The following is a 21,730-nucleotide window of genomic DNA, read 5'->3' as shown; positions in this document are numbered from 1 at the left end:
AGATTTCTTGTTTTGACTGCGGATGCGAATGTTACAGTTTCGTTACCGAAAATAGCACCGGTTCGCATCGGCCAAACAGTGGAAATGTTGGAGATTGCATGTTCTTTTATGAACATGTCGCTCAGGTATAAATGAAGGGCGGTATGGGGATGGCGGAATCGGGTCGCAGGGTTGCGACCCGGTTTGGGTCAAGCAGGTCAGGTAAACAATCAGCGAACCTGAACTACCACTTTCCCGACCGCCTTGCGCTGGCCAAGATCATTGATCGCCTGGGCCGCGTTGCTCAGGGGATACACCTGAGACACTAGCGGCTTCAACTTGCCCTCTGCAAACCAGCCAAACAACTGCTGGAAGTTTGTCGCGTTGTCCTGTGGTTGGCGCTGGGCAAAGGAGCCCCAGAACACGCCGACTACCGCGGCGCCTTTGAGCAGTGCCAGGTTCACTGGCAGCTCCGGGATTCGTCCACTGGCGAAACCGACCACCAGTAGACGGCCGTTCCAGGCAATGGCGCGGATCGCCTGGTCGAACAGGTCGCCGCCCACTGGATCGTAGATCACGTCGGCGCCCTGGCCGTCGGTCAGGCGTTTGATCTCGTCCTTGAGGCTGGTTTCGCTGTAGTTGATCAACTCATCGGCGCCGGCAGCCTTGGCCACCGCGAGTTTTTCTGCGCTGCTGGCGGCGGCTATAACGCGAGCCCCCATGGCTTTGCCGATTTCTACAGCGGCCAGACCGACACCACCGGAAGCGCCGAGCACCAGCAAGGTTTCGCCAGGTTGCAGGTTGCCCCGTTGCTTGAGGGCGTGCATCGAAGTGCCGTAGGTCATGCTGAATGCGGCGGCGGTGTTGAAGTCCATTGATGCCGGGATCGGCAGCACGTTGTAGCCCGGCACCGCGACCTGCTCGGCAAAACTGCCCCAGCCAGTCAGGGCCATGACCCGGTCACCGACCTTGAGGTGACTGACCTTCTCGCCCACTGCGCTGACCACGCCGGCCGCTTCGCCACCCGGAGAAAACGGGAAGGGCGGCTTGAACTGATATTTGCCCTCGATGATCAACGTGTCCGGGAAATTCACCCCAGCCGCATGCACGTCCAGCAGGATTTCATTCTTCTTCGCGACAGGACTGGCGACGTCTTCCAGCACCAGCGATTCGGCAGGGCCGAAGGCTTTGCACAGCACGGCTTTCATCAGGGCTATTCCTTTGGGAGTGATGGCCGATAAGTGTAGGTGTGTGAGTCATTGGGTCAACGAGCATGCCCGACCCTGATAGTCAGCCATAAGCTTGTGCTTGAGCGGCGGGCCGTTATGCTTGGCCGCAAACCGGATAAGGAGCGAATTGTGAAAGCGTGGATCATGTTGATGCTGGCCCTGTCTCTGCCTGTGGCAGCGCTGGCCGAAGAAGCCAAAGAAGGTGAAGCTCCGAAGGTCAACTACATCACCCTGAGCCCGCCATTCGTGGGCAACTATGGGCTGGACGGCACGCCGAAGCTCAAGGTCTACAAGGCCGATGTGGCGTTGCGGGTGACCGGTGACGAGGCGACCAAAGCGGTAAAGGCCAATGAGCCATTGATCCGTAATCAGCTGGTGGCGTTGTTTGCACAGCAGACCACTGAAGCCATGAACAACGTTGAAGCCAAGGAAAAGCTGCGTCAGGAAGCCTTGAAGCAGACCCAGCAAGTGATGAACGACGAGACTGGCAAGCCGGTGGTTGAGGATTTGTTGTTCAACAACCTTATTATTCAGTAAGACGTTTGTTGTCTGGGCTGTCCCCTTCGCGAGCAAGCCCGCTCCCACATTAAACCGAGTTGCTGGATAAGTACGCGGTCAACTGTGGGAGCGGGCTTGCTCGCGAAGGCATTCTTGCTGTCGCTGCATCGCTCATGCCCGTAATGCAATCACCGCCGCCCATTGCTCAGCGGTGACGGGCATCACCGATAGCCGCGAACCCTTCTGCACCAGTGGCATCTCAGCCAGCGCCGTTTGCTGCTTCAGATAATCGAGCTTCAGCACCTTGGGAAACGTCTCGACGTGAGCAACATCAATCGCGCTCCAGGCGTTTTTCTCGGTGGTGGCCTTCGGATCGAAGTAATGACTCTCCGGCTCCAGTGCCGTCGGGTCCGGGTACGCGGCCTCGACAATCTTGCCGATCCCGGCAATCCCCGGCTCCGGGCAGCTGGAGTGATAGAAGAAAAACTCGTCGCCCACCGCCATGGCCCGCAGAAAGTTGCGCGCCTGGTAGTTGCGAACCCCGTCCCAGCGCGCTCGGCCAAGCTTCTCCAGGTCTTTGATCGAGAGTTCGTCAGGCTCGGATTTCATCAGCCAATAGGCCATGGTTTTGCTCCTTGCGAGGTGAGTGGGCAAGCGGTCAGGCAATTTTATGACAAACCGACAGTCGGTTGACGCCAGCGTTTGCGTGTCGGTTCACGTTGTCGCAAAATGCCGGCCTTCTAAGCTTGACGCTGCTGCACGGCCTACACCTACAACGGAAACCGCTGCTGTCATCGTGTTGATGTGCCTTTGGGGGGGCAATCGATGAAACGCAAACCGGATTTACTATGGATTTTGGTTATTTTGTTCGGCCTGGGTGTCGTGACCACCGGCTATGCCCAAAGCCTGTGGAACGCCAAGCCCGATGCTCCGGTCGAGATCTCGCAGCAACAGCCGTCGGCCTTCAAGCGCTGAACCTGTCTTTCGACGCCGCTGAAATCAGTGGCGTCTAGTCCGCGAAATACCATGCCTTGTCCGTGACCGTTCCCTGCAGCGGTACATCCCAGCTCGCCTGAGCCAATCGTTGAACCTTCTGACATTCATGGGCCAGGCCCAGCAGTGTCGGCTTGCGCCAGTTTTTGCGGCGCGCCAGGTACGCCAGGCTTCGATCGTAGAAACCACCGCCCATTCCCAGGCGTCCGCCGACATCGTCAAACCCCACCAGCGGCAACAACACCAGATCCAGCGCCCAGACCTTGCGTTGTCGGGCGATGTTGTGCCGTGGTTCGGGGATGCGAAAACGGTTGGGTTTGAGCTTTTCGCCGGGGCGTATCCGCTGGAACACCATTTTGGTTCGCGGCCAGGCACTGAGCACCGGCAGATACGTCACCTTGCCCCGACGTTGCGCGGCACGCATCAGCAGGCGCGGATCGATTTCACCGTCGTTGGGCAAGTACAGGGAGATGTGTTTTGCGCGGCGGAACAGCGGGTGCTGGATCAATTGCTTATACAGCCCGCGAGCGGCCTCGCGCTGCTGACTGGGTGTCAGTGCGCGGCGGGCCTTGCGCAGCATGCGTCGAAGTTGCGGGCGGGGCAGCAGCGCAGGTTCGGTCATGGATCAGGGCTTCAGAAGTGCGGGTACTGAAGCGTACCCGTAAAAAAGCCGATGCCGGTATGAAAACCGGCATCGGACTGAAATAAGGCTCCCCGGATGAACCGCTGTCGACTTAGCCCTTGAACCCGAAAGTTCAAGGTGGAAGATGCAGTAGGCTTTAAGGCTTTCCGTCTAGCGGACATGCACACCAGCCCAACGTGCAACCTCCAAGGTAGTGCGAATCGGCTCAGGGACGTCGTCAACTGGCAAGCACCCCAGGGAGTGATGCGAGTATACCCCAAGCGGTTTCGCGTTTCAGCCCTTGGTGACATCCGGATCGGTCGACAGCGCCAGATCGACGCGGTCCAGCAGGTCGCGAACCTGCTCACGGGTCGAGCCGCTGGCCTGCACATCCGGGCGTTCATCCTTGTGCAGAAGATCGTGCGTGATGTTCAGGGCGGCCATCACGGCGATGCGGTCGGCGCCGATGACTTTGCCACTGCTGCGGATTTCGCGCATCTTGCCGTCCAGGTAACGGGCAGCGCTCACCAGGTTGCTGCGCTCTTCCTGGGGGCAAATGATCGAATATTCTTTGTCGAGGATCTGCACGGTAACGCTATTGCTTGAACTCATGAGTCTTGCTCCAGGGCCTTGAGGCGCGAAATCATCGATTCGACCTTACGCCGGGCGATTTCATTTTTTTCAATGAGGTGCGCGCGTTCCTCGCGCCAGGTCTTTTCCTGAGCTAATAGGAGTCCATTCTGACTCTTTAGTTGCTCGACTCGAGTAATTAGCAGCTCGAGTCTGGCCATCAGCGCTTGCAGGTCGGTGTCTTCCATTTTGTCCACTGGTTGTGTCTGATGCGTGATAGCTGGCGGACAGCCTTTAATAGTCTTGGCGAGTCTGTCGATGTAGGATACAAGGCCTTCATTCTAGACATAGCGCCGTCTGGCGCCTAGCTGCCCATGCCCATTCAGAATTCTCCGTACCAAGCCTTTGCCACCCTGCTGAGCACCAGCGGCCATCCCGTCTCGCCTGCCGAACTGCACGGCCTGTTGCTCGGTCGCAGTTGCGCCGGTGCCGGCTTCGAAGCCGACAGCTGGTTGGCCGACGCCGCCGAGCTGCTCGAAGGCGAGCCGCAAGACAACGTTCGCAACGCCTTGATCGGCCTGCAAGAGATGGTCAAGGGCGAGCTTACCAGCGACGACATGACCGTTGTTCTGCTGCTGCCGACCGACGACGCGCCGCTCACCGAGCGCGCGGCTGCACTGGGCCAGTGGTGCCAGGGCTTTCTTACCGGCTTCGGTCTGACCCGCCGCGAATATGCCTTGAGCACTGAAGCCACCGAAGTGCTGCAGGATCTTGCCGCCATTGCCCAGGTACAGGACGCGCTGGAAGAGTCCGACGACGGCGAAAGCGACTACATGGAAGTGATGGAGTACCTGCGCGTCGCTCCGTTGCTGCTGTTCACCGAAACCAAGAAAACCGACGAAGCGGCTGCCAAACCGTCGTTGCATTAATCGCGTGCCAGGGAAAGCCGTCTGCCCATGATTCATATCCCGAAATCGGAATACAGCCGTCGCCGCAAGGCGCTGATGGCGCAGATGGAACCCAACAGCATCGCCATCCTGCCCGCCGCCGCGGTGGCCATCCGCAACCGTGACGTCGAGCACGTCTACCGTCAGGACAGCGATTTCCAGTACCTCAGCGGTTTTCCCGAGCCTCAAGCCGTCATCGTCTTGATGCCCGGCCGTGAGCACGGCGAATACGTGCTGTTTTGCCGGGAACGTAATGCCGAACGGGAATTGTGGGACGGACTGCGCGCCGGCCAGGAAGGCGCGATCCGCGACTTCGGCGCCGACGACGCATTCCCCATCACCGACATCGACGACATCCTGCCGGGCCTGATCGAAGGCCGTGACCGGGTGTACTCGGCCATGGGCAGCAATCCGGAATTCGATCGGCACCTGATGGACTGGATCAACGTGATCCGCTCTAAAGCGCACCTCGGCGCCCAGCCGCCGAACGAATACGTTGCCCTGGATCATCTGCTTCACGACATGCGCCTGTATAAATCGGCGGCAGAAGTGAAGGTAATGCGCGAAGCCGCACGGATTTCCGCCCAGGCCCATATTCGTGCGATGCAGGCCAGCCGTGCCGGTTTGCATGAGTTCAGCCTCGAAGCCGAGCTCGATTACGAGTTTCGCAAGGGCGGGGCGAAGATGCCGGCTTACGGTTCGATCGTCGCCGCCGGGCGCAACAGCTGCATCCTGCATTACCAGCAGAATGACGCGGTGCTCAAGGACGGCGATCTGGTGCTGATCGACGCCGGTTGCGAGATTGACTGCTACGCCAGCGACATCACTCGCACCTGGCCGGTCAATGGCAAGTATTCACCGGAGCAGAAGGCGATTTACGAGTTGGTGCTGGCTTCCCAGGAAGCCGCGTTTGCTGAAATCGCACCGAACAAACACTGGAATCAGGCACACGAAGCCACGGTCCGGGTGATTACCGCCGGTCTGGTGACGTTGGGCCTGTTGCAGGGCGACGTCGACGAGTTGATCGCCAGCGAAGCCTATAAAGCGTTTTACATGCACCGCGCCGGCCACTGGCTGGGCATGGATGTGCACGACGTTGGCGAGTACAAGGTCGGCGGCGAATGGCGCGTGCTGGAAGTCGGCATGGCGCTGACGGTCGAGCCGGGCATTTACATTGCGCCGGACAACCAGAACGTGGCGAAGAAATGGCGCGGCATTGGCGTGCGCATCGAGGACGACGTGGTGGTCACTAAAACCGGTTGTGAAATCCTGACGAACGGCGTGCCGAAAACGGTCGCCGACATCGAGGCATTGATGGCCGCAGCACGGACACAAGCGGCATGAGTCGAGTCAATCTGGCAATCATCGGCGGTGGCCTGGTCGGCGCCAGTCTGGCATTGGCGTTGCAGGCCGGGGCCAAGGCCCGCGGCTGGAAGATCGTGCTGATCGAACCGTTTGCCCCCGGCGACAGCTATCAACCGAGTTATGACGCCCGCTCTTCGGCGCTGTCCTTTGGTGCCCGGCAGATTTATCAACGGTTGGGCGTGTGGCAGGAAATCTCCCGCCGCGCCGAGCCGATCAAGCAGATTCATGTCTCCGACCGTGGACGTTTCTCCACCGCACGGCTGTCGGCGATGGAAGAGGGCGTTCCGGCGTTGGGTTATGTGGTGGAAAACGCCTGGCTCGGCCAATGCCTCTGGCACAGTCTGGACAAGGACGTGATCAGTTGGCGTTGCCCGGCGGAGGTCACCGGCATGGAACCGCTGACCGACGGCTATCGCCTGACGCTCAATGATGAAACTCTGGTGGAATGCGACCTCGCGGTGCTCGCCGATGGCGGCCGTTCCGGCTTGCGTGAGCAACTGGGAATCGGCATCAAGAAACGCCCGTATAACCAGAGCGCGCTGATCGCCAACATCACCCCCAGCGAAGCGCACAACGGCATGGCCTTCGAACGCTTCACCGACGACGGCCCGATGGCCTTGCTGCCGCTTCCGGAAAACCGCTGCGCTTTGGTCTGGACCCGTCTGGGCATGGACGCGCAACGACTGGCAGCCCTTGATGACCGCAGCTTTCTCACTGAGCTACAGGGCATCTTCGGTTATCGTCTCGGCACGCTGAAACAGGTCGGCGCACGGCATTTGTATCCGCTGTCGCTGATCGAAGCCGAGGAACAAGTCCGCCCGCATCTGGCGATCCTAGGCAACGCCGCCCACAGCCTGCATCCGATTGCCGGGCAAGGGTTCAACCTGTCGTTGCGTGACGCCCAGGCGCTGGCCGACAGTTTGTTGGGTAGCGAGACATCGCCCGGTGATTTCGCCACCTTGCAAGCCTATCGCGAGCGTCAGCGCATGGATCAGAAACTGACCGTGGGCTTCTCCGATCAGGTCACCCGGTTATTCGGCAGCACTCAGCCGCTGGTTTCCCTGGGCCGCAACATTGGGCTGCTTGGCCTAGATCTGCTGCCGCCGGCCAAACGCTGGTTCGCCCGGCAGGCCATGGGCCTGGGTACGCGTCCCGATGACTAAGCGAAAGCCGGGCAGGGTGCACCTGCAAGTCGATATTCACGACGGCGCGAGCACTTGGGTGACGCGCGTCGGAAAAAAACTTTATAAGCGGCTCAAGCCGCAAGCGAGACAGGCTTAAAGCATGGAAATGCGCGCAGATCTGCTGATTGTCGGGGCCGGAATGGTCGGCAGCGCCCTGGCGCTGGCGTTACAAAACAGTGGGCTTGAAGTCCTGCTGCTGGACGGTAGTCCCCTGAGCGTCAAACCCTTCGATGGGCAGGCTCCGTTCGAACCGCGGGTGAGCGCTTTGTCGGCGGCCAGCCAGCGAATACTCGAACGTCTGGGCGTTTGGGATGGCATCGTCAGCCGGCGCAGCAGCCCCTATACGGACATGCATGTCTGGGATGGCAGCGGCACTGGGCAGATCCATTTCTCGGCGACCAGCGTGCATGCCGAAGTGCTCGGGCATATCGTCGAGAACCGCGTGGTTCAGGACGCTTTGCTCGACCGACTGCACGACTGCGATCTCGGGATGCTGGCCAATGCGCGTCTGGAGCAGATGCGTCGCTCCGGTGACGACTGGTTGCTGACCCTGGCCGATGGCCGCACCTTGCGGGCACCTTTGGTGATCGCGGCGGATGGCGCCAACTCGGCCGTTCGGCGCCTGACCGGTGTTGCGACTCGCGAATGGGATTACATGCACCACGCGATCGTTACCAGCGTGCGCAGCTCAAAACCCCATCGAATGACTGCGTGGCAACGATTCACTGACAACGGTCCGCTGGCGTTTCTGCCGCTGGAGCGGGACGGTCAACAGGATTGGTGCTCGATCGTCTGGTCGACCACGCCGAGTGAAGCCGAACGCCTGATGGCGCTGGATGACGAAGGCTTCTGCAAGGAGCTGGAACGGGCCTTTGAAGGCTGCCTTGGCACGGTGCTCAGCGTCGACCCGCGTTTGTGTGTGCCGCTGCGTCAGCGTCATGCCAAACGGTATGTGGCTGAAGGACTGGCGTTGATCGGCGACGCGGCCCACACCATTCATCCGCTGGCCGGGCAGGGCGTGAACCTCGGTTTCCTCGATGCCGCGGTGCTGGCCGAAGTGCTGCTGCAAGCGGCCGCGCGTGGCGAGCGGTTGGCGGACGTGAAAGTGCTCAGTCGCTACGAGCGTCGGCGCATGCCCCACAACCTGGCGTTGATGGCGGCAATGGAAGGGTTCGAGCGGTTGTTCCAGGCCGATCCGTTGCCGGTACGCTGGTTGCGTAATACCGGGTTGAAGATGGTCGATCAGATGCCCGAGGCCAAGGCGTTGTTCGTGCGTGAAGCGCTTGGGTTGATTGGGGATTTGCCGGCACTTGCCAAGGCCTGAGATCTTCGTTGGGGCTGATGGACTCTTCGCGAGCAAGCCCGCTCCCACACTGGAATGCATTTCAAATGTGGGAGCGGGCTTGCTCGCGAAGGCGGCGGCACATTCAACGCACCTTCCAAAACCGTGCAACATCCGGTAACTCCTCCACTCACTGTTCGATTGAGAAGCGAAATGTGAGTCCTTATCATTTGGCCCTACTTTCCCCATTTCGAGAGACCGCTTCCATGTTGGCACCCAAGCGTCTACTGACCGCACTGGCCCTGACCCTGATTGGCTGCACCGCCGCCCAGGCCGCCGACGAGGTGGTGGTTTACTCCTCGCGTATCGATGAGTTGATCAAGCCAGTCTTCGATGTCTACACCCAGAAAACCGGCGTGCAGGTGAAATTCATCACCGACAAGGAAGCGCCGCTGATGCAGCGGATCAAGGCCGAGGGCGAAAACGCCACTGCCGATCTGCTGCTGACCGTCGATGCCGGCAACCTCTGGCAGGCCGAGCAGATGGGCATCCTCCAGCCGTTCACTTCCAAGGTGATCGACGCCAACATCCCGCTGCAATACCGCGCTTCCTCCCATGCCTGGACCGGCCTCAGCCTGCGGGCACGGACCATCGCCTACTCCACCGACCGGGTGAAACCCGGTGAGCTGACCACCTACGAGGCGCTGGCCGACAAGCAGTGGGAAGGCCGCCTGTGCCTGCGCACGGCGAAGAAGGTCTACAACCAGTCCCTGACCGCCACGATGATCGAAGTCCATGGCGCCGAGAAAACCGAGAAAATCCTCAAGGGCTGGGTCAATAACCTGTCCACCGACGTGTTCTCCGACGACATTGCCGTGCTGGAGGCGATCAACGCCGGCCAGTGCGACGTCGGCATCGTCAACACTTACTACTACGGCCGTCTGCACAAACAGAAGCCGGACCTGCCGGTGAAGCTGTTCTGGCCGAATCAGGGCGACCGTGGCGTGCACGTCAACCTGTCGGGCATTGGCCTGACCAAACACGCGCCACACCCAGAAGCGGCCAAAGCGCTGGTGGAGTGGATGACCACGCCTGAAGCGCAGAAGATTTTCGCTGACGTGAACCAGGAATTCCCGGCCAACCCTGCCGTTCAGCCTTCAGCTGAAGTAGCGAGCTGGGGCAAGTTTGTGGCTGACACCTTGCCGGTGGAAATCGCTGGCAAGCGTCAGGCTGAAGCGATCCGGATGATGGATCGGGCTGGCTGGAACTGAGTCTGCTGTTTTAAAGGTCAAAAGATCGCAGCCTGTGGCAGCTCCTACCGGGTGTACATCATCCCAATGTAGGAGCTGCCGAAGGCTGCGATCTTTTTGCATTTTTTCCTTACACTTCACGATTTCCTCGCGAGACAACCTTCCTTGGCCCACCCCGCCCAACGCCGCTGGTATCCCCTGGTCTTCGCCATTGCTGCGCTGGTCTTGCTGCCCCTGAGCGTTCTGCTTTTTTCCTGGCAAATCATCGATCAGCAGATCTGGTCCCACCTGTGGGACACCCAGATGCCGCGACTTCTGGGCAATACCCTCACGCTGGTACTCGGCGTCGGTTTCGGCGTAACGCTGCTGGGCGTCAGCCTGGCCTGGCTCACAAGCCTCTGCGAATTCCCCGGGAGGCGTTGGCTGGACTGGGCGCTGATGTTGCCCTTTGCGATTCCTGCTTATGTGCTGGCATTTGTCTTCGTTGGCCTGCTGGATTTTGCCGGTCCCGTGCAAACCTTGCTGCGCGAATGGTTCGGCAGCGGCCTGAGGCTGCCCCGAGTGCGCTCCACCGGCGGTGTGATTCTGGTGCTGGTGCTGGTTTTCTATCCGTACGTTTACTTGTTGGCGCGTAGCGCATTCCTGGCTCAGGGCAAAGGCTTGATGGAAGCGGCGCGAGTCCTTGGGCAATCCCCATGGCAGGCGTTCTGGCGGGTTGCGTTGCCGATGGCACGTCCAGCCATTGGCGCGGGCGTGGCGTTGGCGCTGATGGAAACCCTGGCGGATTTCGGTGCCGTGTCGGTGTTCAACTTCGATACGTTCACCACCGCTATCTACAAAACCTGGTACGGCTTTTTCAGTCTTTCCACGGCCGCGCAACTGGCCAGCCTGTTGCTGTTGGTGGTGATGGTCGTGCTGTATGGCGAGCGTCGTGCTCGTGGGGCCAATCGGGCGAGCAACGAACGACCGCGGGTCAAGGCGTTGTATCACCTGCGTGGGGTCAAGGCGCTGGCGGCCATGAGCTGGTGTGGTCTGGTATTTGCCTGCGCCTTCGTCATTCCCGTGCTGCAATTGATGGTGTGGTTCTGGCAACGTGGGCGCTTCGATCTGGATGAGCGTTATGCAGGATTGATCATCCATACCTTGTACCTGGGCGGCATAGCGGCGTTGATCACCGTCAGTGTCGCTCTGGTGCTGGCCTTTGCCCGTCGATTGGCGCCGACCCGGGCGATCCGTTCCGGCATCAGTCTGGCCAACCTTGGCTACGCCTTGCCGGGCTCGGTGCTGGCGGTGTCGATCATGCTGGCGTTCAGTTACCTGGATCGCGAACTGGTGATCCCGCTGTCGGGATGGCTTGGCGGCGCGGGCAAACCGTTACTGCTGGGCAGTCTGTCGGCGTTGTTGCTGGCCTATCTGGTGCGTTTTATCGCGGTGGCTTATGGACCGCTGGAAAGCAGCCTGGCGCGAATACGGCCCTCTTTGCCCGAAGCAGCACGTAGCCTTGGCGTCAGTGGGCCACGACTGTTTTTCAAAGTGTATCTACCGCTGCTGCTGCCGGGCACGTTGAGCGCGGCGTTGCTGGTGTTCGTCGATGTGCTCAAGGAAATGCCCGCGACCCTGCTGATGCGCCCGTTTGGCTGGGACACGCTGGCGGTGCGGATCTTTGAAATGACCAGCGAAGGCGAGTGGGCGAGGGCTTCGTTGCCGGCACTGACCCTGGTGTTGGTCGGGTTGTTACCGGTCATCGGATTGATCCGACGTTCGGCGCATCGAAACGCGTAGGTGTCAGTCCTACACCTTGCGGCTACAATGCGCGGCATTCGGTGCGGTCCGTCCTCGGATCGGGTTGCTGAAATCGGCTGAAAGCCTTTTATTTCAAGGCATTTCATCCCGTGCAGCGCCTGCCCGCACCTTCGCCACGCCCGGAAGGAGAAACCCATGGGACAGCGTACGCCTCTGTACGACCTTCATCTCGCCCTCGGCGCGAAGATGGTCGATTTTGGCGGTTGGGATATGCCTCTGCATTACGGCTCGCAGGTTGAGGAACACCATCAGGTGCGCCGCGATTGCGGGGTTTTCGATGTATCCCACATGACCGTGATCGATGTTGACGGCCCCCAGGCCAAGGCCTGGCTTCAGTATTTACTGGCCAATGACGTCGAGCGTCTGCACAGCCCCGGCCGTGCCTTGTACAGCGCCATGCTCAACGAGCACGGCGGCATCGTCGACGACATGATCGTCTATCGTCTCGAGGAAGGTTATCGCCTGGTGGTGAACGCCTCCACTCGTAATCAGGACCTGGCCTGGATGCAAGCTCATCTCGGCGACTTCGATGTGCGGCTCAACGAGCGCTCCGAGCTGGCGATGCTGGCCATTCAAGGACCTCACGCCCGGCACAAGATTGCCGAACTGGTGACTCAGTCCCGTGGCACGCTGATTCAGCAGCTCAAATATTTCGAAGGTCAGACTGACGGTGACTGGTTCATCGCGCGCACCGGTTACACCGGTGAGGATGGTCTGGAAATCGTGTTGCCGGCCGATCAGGCACCGGGCTTCTTCAACGATCTGGTGGGCGCGGGTATTTCCCCGATCGGCCTCGGTGCCCGCGATACCTTGCGTGTCGAAGCCGGCATGAACCTCTACGGCCAGGACATTCATCAAGAAGTTTCGCCTTTGGCCTCCAACATGGCCTGGAGCATTGCCTGGGAACCGGCCACGCGCCAGTTCATTGGCCGCACTGCCCTGGAAGCCGAACAGGCCGATGGCGTACAGCACAAACTGGTGGGTCTGGTCCTGGAAGAGCGTGGGGTTTTGCGCGCGCATCAGGTGGTTCGCATCGCCGATGTTGGCGAAGGGGAGATCACCAGTGGTAGTTTCTCTCCTACGCTTAGCAAGTCGATTGCACTGGCGCGCGTACCGGTGGCCACCGCCGACCGCGCCGAAGTGGAAATCCGTGGCAAGTGGTACCCGGTTCGAGTGGTCAAACCGACCTTCGTACGCCACGGCAAAACCTTGATCTAACTTTTTTTTGGCGGGCAATGACCGCTGACATTTTTCTTGAGGACACAGAACATGAGCGAAATCCCTGTCGACCTGCGTTTTGCCGAAAGTCACGAATGGGCCCGTCTAGACCATGATGGCGGCGTGAAAGTGGGTATTTCAGACCACGCTCAGGAAGCCTTGGGTGACGTAGTGTTCGTTGAGCTGCCGGAAATCGGCAAAGTGTTCGCTGCCGGTGAGGCTGCGGGTGTCGTCGAGTCGGTCAAGGCTGCGTCGGATATCTACTCGCCAGTTTCCGGCACAGTCATTGCTGTCAACGAAGAGTTGGCCAACAACCCGGAACTGGTCAACAGCGCGCCTTATGACAGCTGGTTCTTCAAGCTCGAGCCAAGCGATACCTCCGAGCTGGACAATCTGCTGCTCGATGCAGGTGCCTACAAGGACGTCATCGGCGAGTAAGCCTTCAGCGTTACCTCAAAGCCCCGATTATCCGGGGCTTTTTTGTATCTGCCATCTTGATGCGCTGAGGACTAAATGTGGGAGCGGGCTTGCTCGCGAAAGCTATTAATCATTCAGCGTATAGGGCGACTGACCCACCGCTTTCGCGAGCAAGCCCGCTCCCACAGGGTAAGTGTCAAGCTCCCCACAGGCTCGCTGTCGGCAGCGACTGCTATGCTGGTTTGACCGCATTGCATCGACGCCGAGCGCCAGTCAAGAGAGAGCCCGTCATGTCCCAGTTGCCGTCCTTGAGCCAGTTACGCGACCCCAATACCTTCCTGCGCCGCCATCTGGGCCCCGATGCCGCCGAGCAGCAGGCGATGCTCGACAGCCTCGGTCTTGGCAGCCGGGTCGAACTGATCGAGCAGACGGTACCGCCGGGAATCCGCCTCAACCGGCCGCTGGACTTGCCGCCGGCCCTCGACGAAGAAGCCGCGCTGGCCAAGCTGCGGGGTTACGCCGAGCAGAACCAGGTCTGGACCAGCCTGATCGGCATGGGATACCACGGCACTCTCACGCCGGCCGTCATCCTGCGCAACGTGCTGGAAAATCCCGGTTGGTACACCGCCTATACCCCCTATCAACCGGAGATCGCTCAAGGCCGGCTCGAAGCGTTGCTGAATTTCCAGCAACTGACCATCGACCTGACCGGCCTGGAACTGGCCAACGCCTCGCTGCTGGATGAAGCCACGGCGGCAGCCGAGGCCATGGCGCTGGCCAAGCGCGTGGCCAAATCCAGAAGTAACCTGTTTTTCGTCGATGAGAATTGCCACCCGCAGACCATTTCCGTCGTGCGGACCCGGGCCGAAGGGTTTGGTTTCGAGTTGATCATCGATGCTGTGGATAACTTGAAACAGCACCAGGTGTTCGGCGCGCTGCTGCAGTATCCCGACACCCGTGGTGAAGTGCGCGATCTGCGCCCATTGATCGATCATCTGCATGCCCAGCAAGCTTTGGTCTGTGTGGCGACCGATCTGCTAAGCCTGCTGTTGCTGACCCCGCCGGGGGAGCTGGGCGCTGACGTGGTGTTCGGTTCGTCCCAGCGCTTCGGCGTGCCCATGGGTTACGGCGGCCCTCACGCCGCGTTTTTTGCCAGCCGCGACGAGTACAAACGGGCGATTCCCGGGCGGATCATCGGCGTGTCGAAAGATGCGCGCGGCAACGTCGCCCTGCGCATGGCCCTGCAAACCCGCGAGCAACATATCCGCCGGGAGAAGGCCAACTCCAACATCTGCACCGCTCAGGTGCTGCTGGCCAATATCGCCAGTTGCTACGCGGTCTACCATGGACCGGAAGGGCTAAAACGGATTGCCCAGCGCGTCCATCGGCTGACCTGCATCCTCGCCGCCGGCCTGGAGCGTCACGGGGTCACCCGTCTCAACCAGAATTTCTTCGACACCCTGACCCTGGAGGTGGGGGGCACTCAGACGGCGATCATCGAAAGTGCTCAGGCGGCGCAGATCAATTTGCGCATTCTCGGCCGTGGGCAGTTGGGCCTGAGCCTTGACGAAACCTGTGACGAAACCACCGTGGCGAAGCTGTTCGATGTGTTTCTCGGGGCCGATCATGGGCTCAACGTCGACGAACTGGACGCTGAAACCCTGGTGTCCGGCATTCCTGCCGGGTTGCAGCGCAGTACGCCTTATCTGCGTCATCCGGTGTTCAACGCTCATCACAGCGAAACCGAAATGCTGCGTTACCTCAAGCAGCTGGAAAACAAAGACCTGGCGCTCAACCAATCGATGATCCCGCTGGGCTCCTGCACCATGAAGCTCAATGCCACCAGCGAGATGATCCCCATCACCTGGCCACAGTTCGCCAACCTGCATCCGTTCGTGCCGAAAGAGCAGGTAGTGGGTTACTCCTTGATGATCGCGGAACTGGAGCGTTGGCTCTGCGCGATCACCGGTTTCGATGCGATTTGCATGCAACCCAATTCGGGCGCTCAAGGCGAATACGCTGGATTGTTGGCGATCCGCAAATACCACGAGAGCCGCCATCAGGGCGCGCGGGATATCTGCCTGATCCCGTCCTCGGCCCACGGCACCAACCCGGCCTCGGCGCAAATGGCCGGGATGCGGGTGGTGATCGTCGAGTGCGACGAGGGAGGTAATGTCGATCTGGATGATCTGAAGGAAAAAGCCACGGAGGCGGGGGATAAACTCGCCTGCCTGATGGCGACTTATCCTTCGACCCATGGGGTCTACGAGGAAGGCATCAGCGAGATCTGTGAAGTTATCCACAGCCATGGCGGTCAGGTGTACATGGATGGCGCCAACCTTAATGCGCAGGTTGGATTGGCACGGCCGGCAGACATCGGTGCCGACGTGTCGCACATGAACCTGCACAAAACCTTCTGCATTCCCCACGGCGGTGGCGGGCCGGGGATGGGCCCGATTGGCGTTCGGGCGCACCTGGCGCCGTTCGTTGCCAATCACCCGGTAGTGCCAATCGACGGCCCGCTGCCGGAGAACGGCGCAGTGAGCGCGGCACCTTGGGGCAGCGCGAGCATTTTGCCTATCAGCTGGATGTACATCGCGATGATGGGGCCGCAACTGGCGGATGCGAGCGAGGTGGCGATTCTCGCCGCGAATTACCTGGCGCAGCATTTGGCCGGCGCATTTCCAGTGCTCTACACCGGGCGCAACGAGCGAGTGGCCCACGAATGCATTCTCGACTTGCGACCGCTCAAGGCGCAGACCGGAATCAGTGAAGAGGACGTTGCCAAACGCCTGATGGACTACGGCTTCCATGCGCCGACCATGTCATTCCCGGTGCCGGGGACGTTGATGGTCGAACCGACCGAGAGTGAATCGAAGGCGGAGCTGGACCGTTTTATCGGCGCGATGCTGAGTATCCGCGCGGAAATCACCGAGGTGCAGAACGGCAACTGGCCGGCAGAGGACAACCCGCTGAAACGCTCACCGCATACCTTGGCCGACATCACCGGGGTTTGGGAGCGGCCGTACAGCATCGAGCGGGCGGTGACGCCGGATGCACACACCAAGGCCCACAAGTACTGGCCGGTGGTGAATCGAGTGGACAATGTCTACGGTGACCGCAACCTGTTTTGCGCGTGTGTGCCGGTGGACGAATATCGTTGAAATCACGAGAGATGAAGATCTTGTGGGAGCGGGCTTGCTCGCGAAAGCGGTTCAACATTCACCATTGATGTTGGCTGAAACACCGCTTTCGCGAGCAAGCCCGCTCCCACAATGGATCGCATTTCAGGCAAAAAAATGCCGCTCATCCAGAGCGGCATTTTTGACCAGCGATGAACCTTACTTCGAGGCGATGGCATTCTTCGCCAGGATGGCATTCGCCAGTTCCATGTCCGTGGCTTGCAGGCCAGGGTTGTCGGCGCGGACTTTCTGTATCGCAGCTTCCAGGTAGGGGCCGCGAATGGCGCCGTCACTGGCGACAAAGCTGCCGGCGTCGTCCTGGGCGGCGACGACCAGCTTGTGATCCCTGGAGGTCAGGTAAGAGGTGCCGGTGGTGGCACCGGACGTAAGGACGTTACGCAAAAAGCTGTCATCAGCCATCGCCGAACCGACTTGAAGGGACAACACGGCGAAGGTAGCGACAGCAAGTTTGAGACGCATAAAAGGTGACTCCACTGGGTATTAACTGCGGCCTTTGATTGCCAATTACCCAATCGAGTTCCGTGACGTTAGTCGGCTCGCCGTAGGAGCTGCCGCAGGCTGCGATCTTCTGATTTTTGCTTTTAAAAACAAGATCAAAGGATCGCAGCCTGCGGCAGCTCCTACCGACATCAGGCCTATTTCTGCTCACTCTGCGGCGTCACTCGCAACACCTCTTCGATCGTGGTCAAACCCGCCGCCACTTTCTGCGCCCCCGACAAGCGCAAACTGCGCATGCCTTCCTTGAAGGCCTGACGCCGGACCGCGAGCAAATCGGTATCAGGGTTGATCAGCGCTTTGATGCCGTCCGTCAGTTGCATGATTTCGTACACCCCGGCGCGGCCGCGATAGCCGGTTTCGCGGCATTCCAGGCAACCGATGGCGCGTTGTGCGTTACCTGGCAGTGGCGCTTGCCAAGGCCGGGTCAGGGTTTGCCAGTCGTCCTCGCCCAAAGTTAATGGCGCCTTGCAATGCGGGCAGAGGGTCCGGACCAGACGCTGGGCCATGACCCCGAGCACCGTGGCCTTGATCAGGTAATGCGGCACGCCGAGCTCCAGCAGGCGGCTGATGGCGCTCGGGGCGTCGTTGGTGTGCAACGTCGACAGCACCAAGTGGCCAGTGAGTGCGGCCTGAATCGCCATCTCGGCGGTTTCGAGGTCGCGGATCTCGCCAATCATGATGATGTCCGGGTCTTGGCGCATCAGCGCGCGCACGCCGGCGGCAAAGGTCAGGTCAATGTTGTGCTGGACCTGCATCTGATTGAACGCTGGCTCGACCATTTCGATCGGGTCTTCAATGGTGCAGAGGTTGACCTCCGGCGTCGCCAGTTTCTTCAGGGTGGTGTACAGCGTGGTGGTCTTGCCTGAGCCAGTCGGCCCGGTCACCAGAATGATGCCATTGGGCTGGCGGGTCATGTCTTGCCAGCGACGCAGGTCATCGGCGGAAAAACCCAGCTGATCGAAGTCCTTGAGCAGCACTTCCGGGTCAAAGATCCGCATGACCATCTTCTCGCCGAACGCCGTCGGCAATGTCGACAGCCGCAGCTCGACTTCGCCGCCATCCGGGGTTTTGGTTTTGACCCGGCCGTCCTGGGGTTTGCGCTTTTCCGCGACGTTCATCCGCCCCAGGCTTTTCAGGCGGCTGACGATGGCCATGGTCACCTGCGGCGGGAATTGATAGACGTTGTGCAGCACGCCGTCGATGCGAAAGCGCACCGTGCCTTGCTCGCGCCGGGGTTCGATGTGGATATCGCTGGCCCGTTGCTGGAACGCGTACTGGAACAGCCAATCGACGATGTTGACGATGTGCGCATCGTTGGCGTCCGGCTCCTGGTCGCTGGCGCCGAGGTTGAGCAACTGTTCGAAGTTGCCCAGGGTGCTTATTTGTTGATCAGCGTTGGTGGCGCCGGTGACCGATTTAGCCAGGCGGAAAAACTCCACGCTGAAGCGCTGGATGTCCACCGGGTTGGCCACTACGCGTTTGATCGGCACCTTCAGCACGTGGGTCAGGTCGGCTTCCCAGCTGCTGACGAAGGGCTGGGCGCTGGCCACGGTGACGGCGTCGCGGTCGATGGATACCGCCAGAATCTTGTGGCGTTGGGCGAAGGCATAGGACATCAGCGGCGTGATGGCCGCGACGTTGATTTTCAGTGGGTCGATGCGCAAGTAAGGCTGACCGGCCTGCTGAGACAGCCAGAGCGTCAGGCTTTCCAGATCGAGGTGTTTGCCGGGACGGCTGAGGTCGTCCAGGTGTTGGCTGGCGATGAACTCCAGCGGGTGCTGCTGACCATTTATGGCGTGACGGCGGCGGGCGTTGAGTGCGTGTTCGGCCGAATCCTGGCTGATAAAGCCTTGGGCGACCAATTCACGCAGCAAATCATTGAGGTCCAGCCAGCGGTCCTGAGTGGCGAGTTGAACGGACATGCGGGCTCCTTATGAACAACCGTTCGCAAAGGATAGTCGCGCACCCGTAGACCGTTGGGCCACTACCCGACCAAGGCGTGACGTTTCTTTTCAGCCTGCCGCCTGAGCCGGCTCTTCCCACGCAGAATCAGCCACTTGCAGGTTCACCGAGCAGACGCTGATCAGGTTACGTAATTTTTCCGCGATCACTTGAGCACGGTGCCAGCTCAGGCCGTCCATGACGATATCGACCGTCAGTAGATCGTCCATGCGCTGCACGTTGACCTGCTGCGGCGTCAGAAACTGCAAGGCGAAAAGATTGAGCGCCCGACACAGCAGATCCGGCTCGGCCTCGGCCAGTAATTGATAGTGAACGCGGCAGTGGGCGTTGCTGACGTTCCAGACATCGGCGCGGGCGGGCGGGGTGTTCACGGCTTCTAAATGCGGCATGGTCGGGCTCCAAAATCACTGGAGGAATTTTTACATTCGGTGCCGGGCATTTCTTATCTATGATTGGGTTTATTGACCATTTATCGAATAGATCAATTCGATCTAGTACCCACTATAGGTTTTTCTATGCACAGCGAGCTGGATGGCTACGACCGCAAGATTCTCGCGTTGCTGCAAGAGGACGCTTCGCTCTCCAGCGCGCAGATCGCCGAACAGGTGGGGCTCTCGCAGTCGCCGTGCTGGCGGCGGATTCAGCGGATGAAGGAGGAGGGGATCATTCGCGCTCAAGTGACGTTGCTTGACCGCAAGAAAATCGGCCTTAACACGCAGATCTTCGCCGAAATCAAACTAAACGCCCACGGACGTTCGAACTTCACCGAGTTCACCGAGGCGATTCGCGGTTTTCCCGAAGTGCTGGAATGTTATGTGCTGATGGGGTCGGTGGATTTCTTGCTGCGGATCGTCACGGCGGACATCGAGGCTTATGAGCGCTTCTTCTTCGAGAAGCTGTCGATGGTGCCGGGGATTCAGGAGGTCAACTCGATCGTGGCGTTGTCCGAAATCAAGTCCACGACGAGTTTGCCGGTGTTGCGGGGGTGAAGTTTTGCATTGGCCGTGCTGGCCTCTTCGCGAGCAAGCCCGCTCCCACATTAGCTCTGCGCCGAACACTTTTTTTGTGTACGCAGCAAATCAAATGTGGGAGCGGGCTTGCTCGCGAAGGCGATTTTACAGACGCAGCAAAGTCTTCCAGGCGCGATTCTGATACACCGCAATCGCCTGGTGCTTGCGCGCATCCAGCGATTCATCAGTGATCGGTTCGTTGGCCAGTTGCGTCAGTTTGTTCAGCTCACCGTACAGGCGATCCATTTCCGGGATCTCCAGTACGCCGCGGGCATGGTGCAGCCAGGCCTGGATGCGCTCGATACGCGGCAGCTGCTCGGCCAAGTCTTCCGGCTGTTGCTGGTAACGCTGCAATTGCAGCGAGTTGGCTTCTTCGCCCAGCATGCGCGGCAGCCAGCTGCCCAGTTGTGCAGCGCCCTGGCGATTGCCGCGGACGTTGCGATCGGCGGCCCAGGTGCGGGCCAGCAGCCAGCGCGAAGTGTTCAGTGAGAACAGGCCCCAACGTGGGTCTTCCAGCTCTTCGAGGAACTGCTCTGGTGCGGCTTTGCGCACGTCTTCGTCGTCCAGGCCGGCTTGTACCAGCGGGCGCCAGTCTTCCAGCAGGGCATCCAGCGCGACCCGCAGATCGTGAGTCGACTGACGCGGTGCGGCCTGACCGAGGCTGCTGATCAACGCGCGCATTTCAGCGAGGTTCTCGACCCAGTCCTGCAACAGGCGCCAGTGGCCATTGAAGCGATACTGCTCGGCCAGACGCTGGCTGCTGCTCAGCAAATGCCAGCTCAGGGCGGCGAACGCATCGTCCAGCGGCATTTCGGCGGTGATCTGCGGTGCCGGCAAGCTCAGCGAGTAGCTGTTGGCGTCGAACAGGCGATAACCGCGTTCGGCCTTGCTGATGTCACACGGCATCAGCGCCAGTGTCGTAGCCAGTTCGGCGGCCAGCTCTAGCAGCGCAGCCGGTTCGCCTTCGCGCAGCTCCAGTTCCAGCTCGCAGATTTCTTCTTTCTGCTTGCCGACCACCACGTGGCCCAGGTCCAGCGCGGCTTCGATGACCACTTTGGTCTTGCCACGGCCCCAAGCGATTTCCGCGCGTTCGCGCACGAAATCGGTGGTGAAGATGGCTTTCAGGGTTTTCTTGTCCAGCTCGGCCAGCTCTTCGGGCCAGCATTCACCGTCGAGTTTCTTCACGTCGAGCTTGGCTTTGGGCAAATTCCAGTCGTACTCGTGACGTTCGGACAGACCGGCGACGCTCTGGCCACGGGTCTTGAGGGTCTGAATCACTTCTTCGCCATCGCGGCGCAGGCGCAGGGCAACCTTGGCGCGGGCCAGGTCGCGCTCAGGCGTGTCGAAGTACTGATTCATCAACTCACGGCGTTCCCAGCCACTTTTGTTGCGTTTTTTCAGTAACGGGTGCTCGCGCAGGGCAGCGAGGGTTTCGCGGCTGACGCGGAGTTTGATTTCGGTTTCTTTCTGCATGGCCGGAAAATCCAGGATCGGGAGCGCAGCCGGGGGAATGTGTGGCTGCCAAGGTCGTGCAGTGTACAGGACTCATTCGAGATAGGGTCTGTTGACGCTTGGTGACGACCGGGACGGGCCCCACTTGGCGCAGGGCTGCGTTGCTCGGAACTTATTTGGGACAACCAAACCACGTTCCTCGCGCCTTGCCCTGCACCAAGTGGGCCGCCGTCGCGGCTCGTCCCCCA

The 21,730-nt window shown here is 60.2% G+C and carries 21 protein-coding genes, 1 other RNA gene and 1 pseudogene; 13 read left to right on the top strand and 10 right to left on the bottom strand.

The window, feature by feature from the left end:
• Positions 1 to 209: 209 nt before the first annotated feature.
• On the bottom strand, positions 210 to 1,187 hold the full coding sequence (locus PMI36_RS01925; protein ID WP_008076070.1) for an NADPH:quinone oxidoreductase family protein: 978 nt from the start codon (positions 1,185 to 1,187) through the stop codon (positions 210 to 212).
• Positions 1,188 to 1,337: 150 nt separating this feature from the next.
• On the opposite strand from PMI36_RS01925, the gene PMI36_RS01930 reads away from it, so the two are divergent.
• Positions 1,338 to 1,745: a flagellar basal body-associated protein FliL gene (locus tag PMI36_RS01930; protein WP_032830753.1), complete on the top strand. Its 408-nt coding sequence runs from the start codon at positions 1,338 to 1,340 to the stop codon at positions 1,743 to 1,745.
• Positions 1,746 to 1,877: 132 nt separating this feature from the next.
• Here PMI36_RS01930 and PMI36_RS01935 read toward each other — a convergent pair whose 3' ends face one another.
• A complete protein-coding gene (locus PMI36_RS01935) occupies positions 1,878 to 2,330 on the bottom strand; it encodes an EVE domain-containing protein (protein WP_008076067.1) in 453 nt (150 codons plus the stop codon).
• A gap of 201 nt (positions 2,331 to 2,531) precedes the next feature.
• Between PMI36_RS01935 and PMI36_RS31790 the strand changes: the two genes are divergently transcribed.
• Complete coding sequence (locus PMI36_RS31790; protein WP_008076065.1) at positions 2,532 to 2,681, top strand: hypothetical protein; 150 nt, start codon at positions 2,532 to 2,534, stop codon at positions 2,679 to 2,681.
• Between the two features lie 34 nt (positions 2,682 to 2,715).
• On the opposite strand, the gene PMI36_RS01940 is transcribed toward PMI36_RS31790, so the two are convergent.
• From PMI36_RS01940 to PMI36_RS01950, 4 genes are all read right to left on the bottom strand, one after another.
• Positions 2,716 to 3,321 (bottom strand): 5-formyltetrahydrofolate cyclo-ligase, encoded by a 606-nt coding sequence (locus PMI36_RS01940; RefSeq protein WP_008076052.1) that lies wholly within the window; start codon positions 3,319 to 3,321, stop codon positions 2,716 to 2,718.
• An 85-nt stretch (positions 3,322 to 3,406) separates the two neighbouring features.
• Positions 3,407 to 3,585: non-coding RNA, 6S RNA (gene ssrS, locus PMI36_RS31105), on the bottom strand.
• Positions 3,586 to 3,615: 30 nt separating this feature from the next.
• A complete protein-coding gene (locus tag PMI36_RS01945) occupies positions 3,616 to 3,933 on the bottom strand; it encodes a cell division protein ZapA (protein WP_008076050.1) in 318 nt (105 codons plus the stop codon).
• Entirely contained in the window at positions 3,930 to 4,139 is a 210-nt protein-coding gene (locus PMI36_RS01950; protein WP_007982902.1) for a TIGR02449 family protein, read from the bottom strand. The genes PMI36_RS01945 and PMI36_RS01950 overlap by 4 nt, the downstream gene beginning before the upstream one ends.
• Before the next feature lie 126 nt (positions 4,140 to 4,265).
• Here PMI36_RS01950 and PMI36_RS01955 point away from each other — a divergent pair, with 126 nt between their 5' ends.
• The 10 genes and pseudogenes from PMI36_RS01955 to gcvP all read left to right on the top strand — a co-directional run bounded on the left by PMI36_RS01955 (position 4,266) and on the right by gcvP (position 16,521).
• On the top strand, positions 4,266 to 4,820 hold the full coding sequence (locus PMI36_RS01955; protein WP_008012538.1) for a YecA/YgfB family protein: 555 nt from the start codon (positions 4,266 to 4,268) through the stop codon (positions 4,818 to 4,820).
• A 27-nt stretch (positions 4,821 to 4,847) separates the two neighbouring features.
• Positions 4,848 to 6,182: a Xaa-Pro aminopeptidase gene (gene pepP / locus PMI36_RS01960; protein ID WP_008076048.1), complete on the top strand. Its 1,335-nt coding sequence runs from the start codon at positions 4,848 to 4,850 to the stop codon at positions 6,180 to 6,182.
• A complete protein-coding gene (gene ubiH / locus PMI36_RS01965) occupies positions 6,179 to 7,366 on the top strand; it encodes a 2-octaprenyl-6-methoxyphenyl hydroxylase (protein WP_008076047.1) in 1,188 nt (395 codons plus the stop codon). Before pepP ends, ubiH begins: the two co-directional genes overlap by 4 nt.
• 22 nt (positions 7,367 to 7,388) lie before the next feature.
• Positions 7,389 to 7,484, top strand: a pseudogene (locus tag PMI36_RS32195) (tetrameric acyl-CoA thioesterase); the annotation flags it as partial.
• A 9-nt stretch (positions 7,485 to 7,493) separates the two neighbouring features.
• Positions 7,494 to 8,711, top strand: a complete 1,218-nt coding sequence (locus tag PMI36_RS01970; protein ID WP_162830930.1) for a 2-octaprenyl-3-methyl-6-methoxy-1,4-benzoquinol hydroxylase — start codon at positions 7,494 to 7,496, stop codon at positions 8,709 to 8,711.
• A gap of 224 nt (positions 8,712 to 8,935) precedes the next feature.
• A complete protein-coding gene (locus PMI36_RS01975; protein WP_008076045.1) occupies positions 8,936 to 9,940 on the top strand; it encodes an extracellular solute-binding protein in 1,005 nt (334 codons plus the stop codon).
• Positions 9,941 to 10,084: 144 nt separating this feature from the next.
• Entirely contained in the window at positions 10,085 to 11,701 is a 1,617-nt protein-coding gene (locus PMI36_RS01980) for an ABC transporter permease (protein ID WP_008076044.1), read from the top strand.
• Between the two features lie 156 nt (positions 11,702 to 11,857).
• On the top strand, positions 11,858 to 12,940 hold the full coding sequence (gene gcvT / locus PMI36_RS01985; RefSeq protein ID WP_008076043.1) for a glycine cleavage system aminomethyltransferase GcvT: 1,083 nt from the start codon (positions 11,858 to 11,860) through the stop codon (positions 12,938 to 12,940).
• A 51-nt stretch (positions 12,941 to 12,991) separates the two neighbouring features.
• Positions 12,992 to 13,378: a glycine cleavage system protein GcvH gene (gene gcvH, locus PMI36_RS01990; RefSeq protein WP_008076041.1), complete on the top strand. Its 387-nt coding sequence runs from the start codon at positions 12,992 to 12,994 to the stop codon at positions 13,376 to 13,378.
• 269 nt (positions 13,379 to 13,647) lie between these two features.
• The gene (gene gcvP, locus PMI36_RS01995) at positions 13,648 to 16,521 is read left to right on the top strand and encodes an aminomethyl-transferring glycine dehydrogenase (RefSeq protein ID WP_008076037.1); all 2,874 of its coding nucleotides are present in this window, start codon (positions 13,648 to 13,650) and stop codon (positions 16,519 to 16,521) included.
• 177 nt (positions 16,522 to 16,698) lie between these two features.
• Here the strand turns inward: gcvP and PMI36_RS02000 are convergent, their stop codons facing one another.
• From PMI36_RS02000 to PMI36_RS02010, 3 genes are all read right to left on the bottom strand, one after another.
• A complete protein-coding gene (locus PMI36_RS02000) occupies positions 16,699 to 17,019 on the bottom strand; it encodes a DUF2388 domain-containing protein (RefSeq protein WP_008076034.1) in 321 nt (106 codons plus the stop codon).
• A gap of 176 nt (positions 17,020 to 17,195) precedes the next feature.
• Complete coding sequence (locus PMI36_RS02005) at positions 17,196 to 18,980, bottom strand: GspE/PulE family protein (protein ID WP_008076033.1); 1,785 nt, start codon at positions 18,978 to 18,980, stop codon at positions 17,196 to 17,198.
• Positions 18,981 to 19,070: 90 nt separating this feature from the next.
• Positions 19,071 to 19,409 (bottom strand): hypothetical protein, encoded by a 339-nt coding sequence (locus tag PMI36_RS02010; RefSeq protein WP_008076031.1) that lies wholly within the window; start codon positions 19,407 to 19,409, stop codon positions 19,071 to 19,073.
• 126 nt (positions 19,410 to 19,535) lie between these two features.
• On the opposite strand from PMI36_RS02010, the gene PMI36_RS02015 reads away from it, so the two are divergent.
• Positions 19,536 to 20,009: an Lrp/AsnC family transcriptional regulator gene (locus PMI36_RS02015; protein ID WP_008076029.1), complete on the top strand. Its 474-nt coding sequence runs from the start codon at positions 19,536 to 19,538 to the stop codon at positions 20,007 to 20,009.
• Positions 20,010 to 20,135: 126 nt separating this feature from the next.
• Here the strand turns inward: PMI36_RS02015 and PMI36_RS02020 are convergent, their stop codons facing one another.
• Positions 20,136 to 21,503, bottom strand: coding sequence for a CYTH domain-containing protein (locus PMI36_RS02020; protein ID WP_008076027.1), 1,368 nt, complete (start codon positions 21,501 to 21,503; stop codon positions 20,136 to 20,138).
• Between the last annotated feature and the right edge of the window lie 227 nt (positions 21,504 to 21,730).

Source organism: Pseudomonas sp. GM79 (assembly GCF_000282495.1).
In the GTDB taxonomy this organism is placed as follows: domain Bacteria; phylum Pseudomonadota; class Gammaproteobacteria; order Pseudomonadales; family Pseudomonadaceae; genus Aquipseudomonas.
Note: the sequence above shows the minus strand (reverse complement) of the source record. Positions and strands in the feature narration are given on the sequence as shown.

Bases quoted from the DNA above. Each gene is read 5' to 3' on its own strand.
- PMI36_RS01925 (WP_008076070.1), bottom strand. From the start codon at position 1,187: ATGAAAGCCGTGCTGTGCAAAGCCTTCGGCCCTGCCGAATCGCTGGTG.
- gcvH (WP_008076041.1), top strand. From the start codon at position 12,992: ATGAGCGAAATCCCTGTCGACCTGCGTTTTGCCGAAAGTCACGAATGG.
- PMI36_RS01940 (WP_008076052.1), bottom strand. From the start codon at position 3,321: ATGACCGAACCTGCGCTGCTGCCCCGCCCGCAACTTCGACGCATGCTG.
- PMI36_RS02000 (WP_008076034.1), bottom strand. From the start codon at position 17,019: ATGCGTCTCAAACTTGCTGTCGCTACCTTCGCCGTGTTGTCCCTTCAA.
- PMI36_RS01950 (WP_007982902.1), bottom strand. From the start codon at position 4,139: ATGGAAGACACCGACCTGCAAGCGCTGATGGCCAGACTCGAGCTGCTA.
- PMI36_RS02015 (WP_008076029.1), top strand. From the start codon at position 19,536: ATGCACAGCGAGCTGGATGGCTACGACCGCAAGATTCTCGCGTTGCTG.
- PMI36_RS02010 (WP_008076031.1), bottom strand. From the start codon at position 19,409: ATGCCGCATTTAGAAGCCGTGAACACCCCGCCCGCCCGCGCCGATGTC.
- PMI36_RS01945 (WP_008076050.1), bottom strand. From the start codon at position 3,933: ATGAGTTCAAGCAATAGCGTTACCGTGCAGATCCTCGACAAAGAATAT.
- gcvT (WP_008076043.1), top strand. From the start codon at position 11,858: ATGGGACAGCGTACGCCTCTGTACGACCTTCATCTCGCCCTCGGCGCG.
- PMI36_RS01970 (WP_162830930.1), top strand. From the start codon at position 7,494: ATGCGCGCAGATCTGCTGATTGTCGGGGCCGGAATGGTCGGCAGCGCC.
- pepP (WP_008076048.1), top strand. From the start codon at position 4,848: ATGATTCATATCCCGAAATCGGAATACAGCCGTCGCCGCAAGGCGCTG.
- PMI36_RS01955 (WP_008012538.1), top strand. From the start codon at position 4,266: ATGCCCATTCAGAATTCTCCGTACCAAGCCTTTGCCACCCTGCTGAGC.
- PMI36_RS31790 (WP_008076065.1), top strand. From the start codon at position 2,532: ATGAAACGCAAACCGGATTTACTATGGATTTTGGTTATTTTGTTCGGC.
- PMI36_RS02005 (WP_008076033.1), bottom strand. From the start codon at position 18,980: ATGTCCGTTCAACTCGCCACTCAGGACCGCTGGCTGGACCTCAATGAT.
- PMI36_RS02020 (WP_008076027.1), bottom strand. From the start codon at position 21,503: ATGCAGAAAGAAACCGAAATCAAACTCCGCGTCAGCCGCGAAACCCTC.
- PMI36_RS01975 (WP_008076045.1), top strand. From the start codon at position 8,936: ATGTTGGCACCCAAGCGTCTACTGACCGCACTGGCCCTGACCCTGATT.
- PMI36_RS01935 (WP_008076067.1), bottom strand. From the start codon at position 2,330: ATGGCCTATTGGCTGATGAAATCCGAGCCTGACGAACTCTCGATCAAA.
- gcvP (WP_008076037.1), top strand. From the start codon at position 13,648: ATGTCCCAGTTGCCGTCCTTGAGCCAGTTACGCGACCCCAATACCTTC.
- ubiH (WP_008076047.1), top strand. From the start codon at position 6,179: ATGAGTCGAGTCAATCTGGCAATCATCGGCGGTGGCCTGGTCGGCGCC.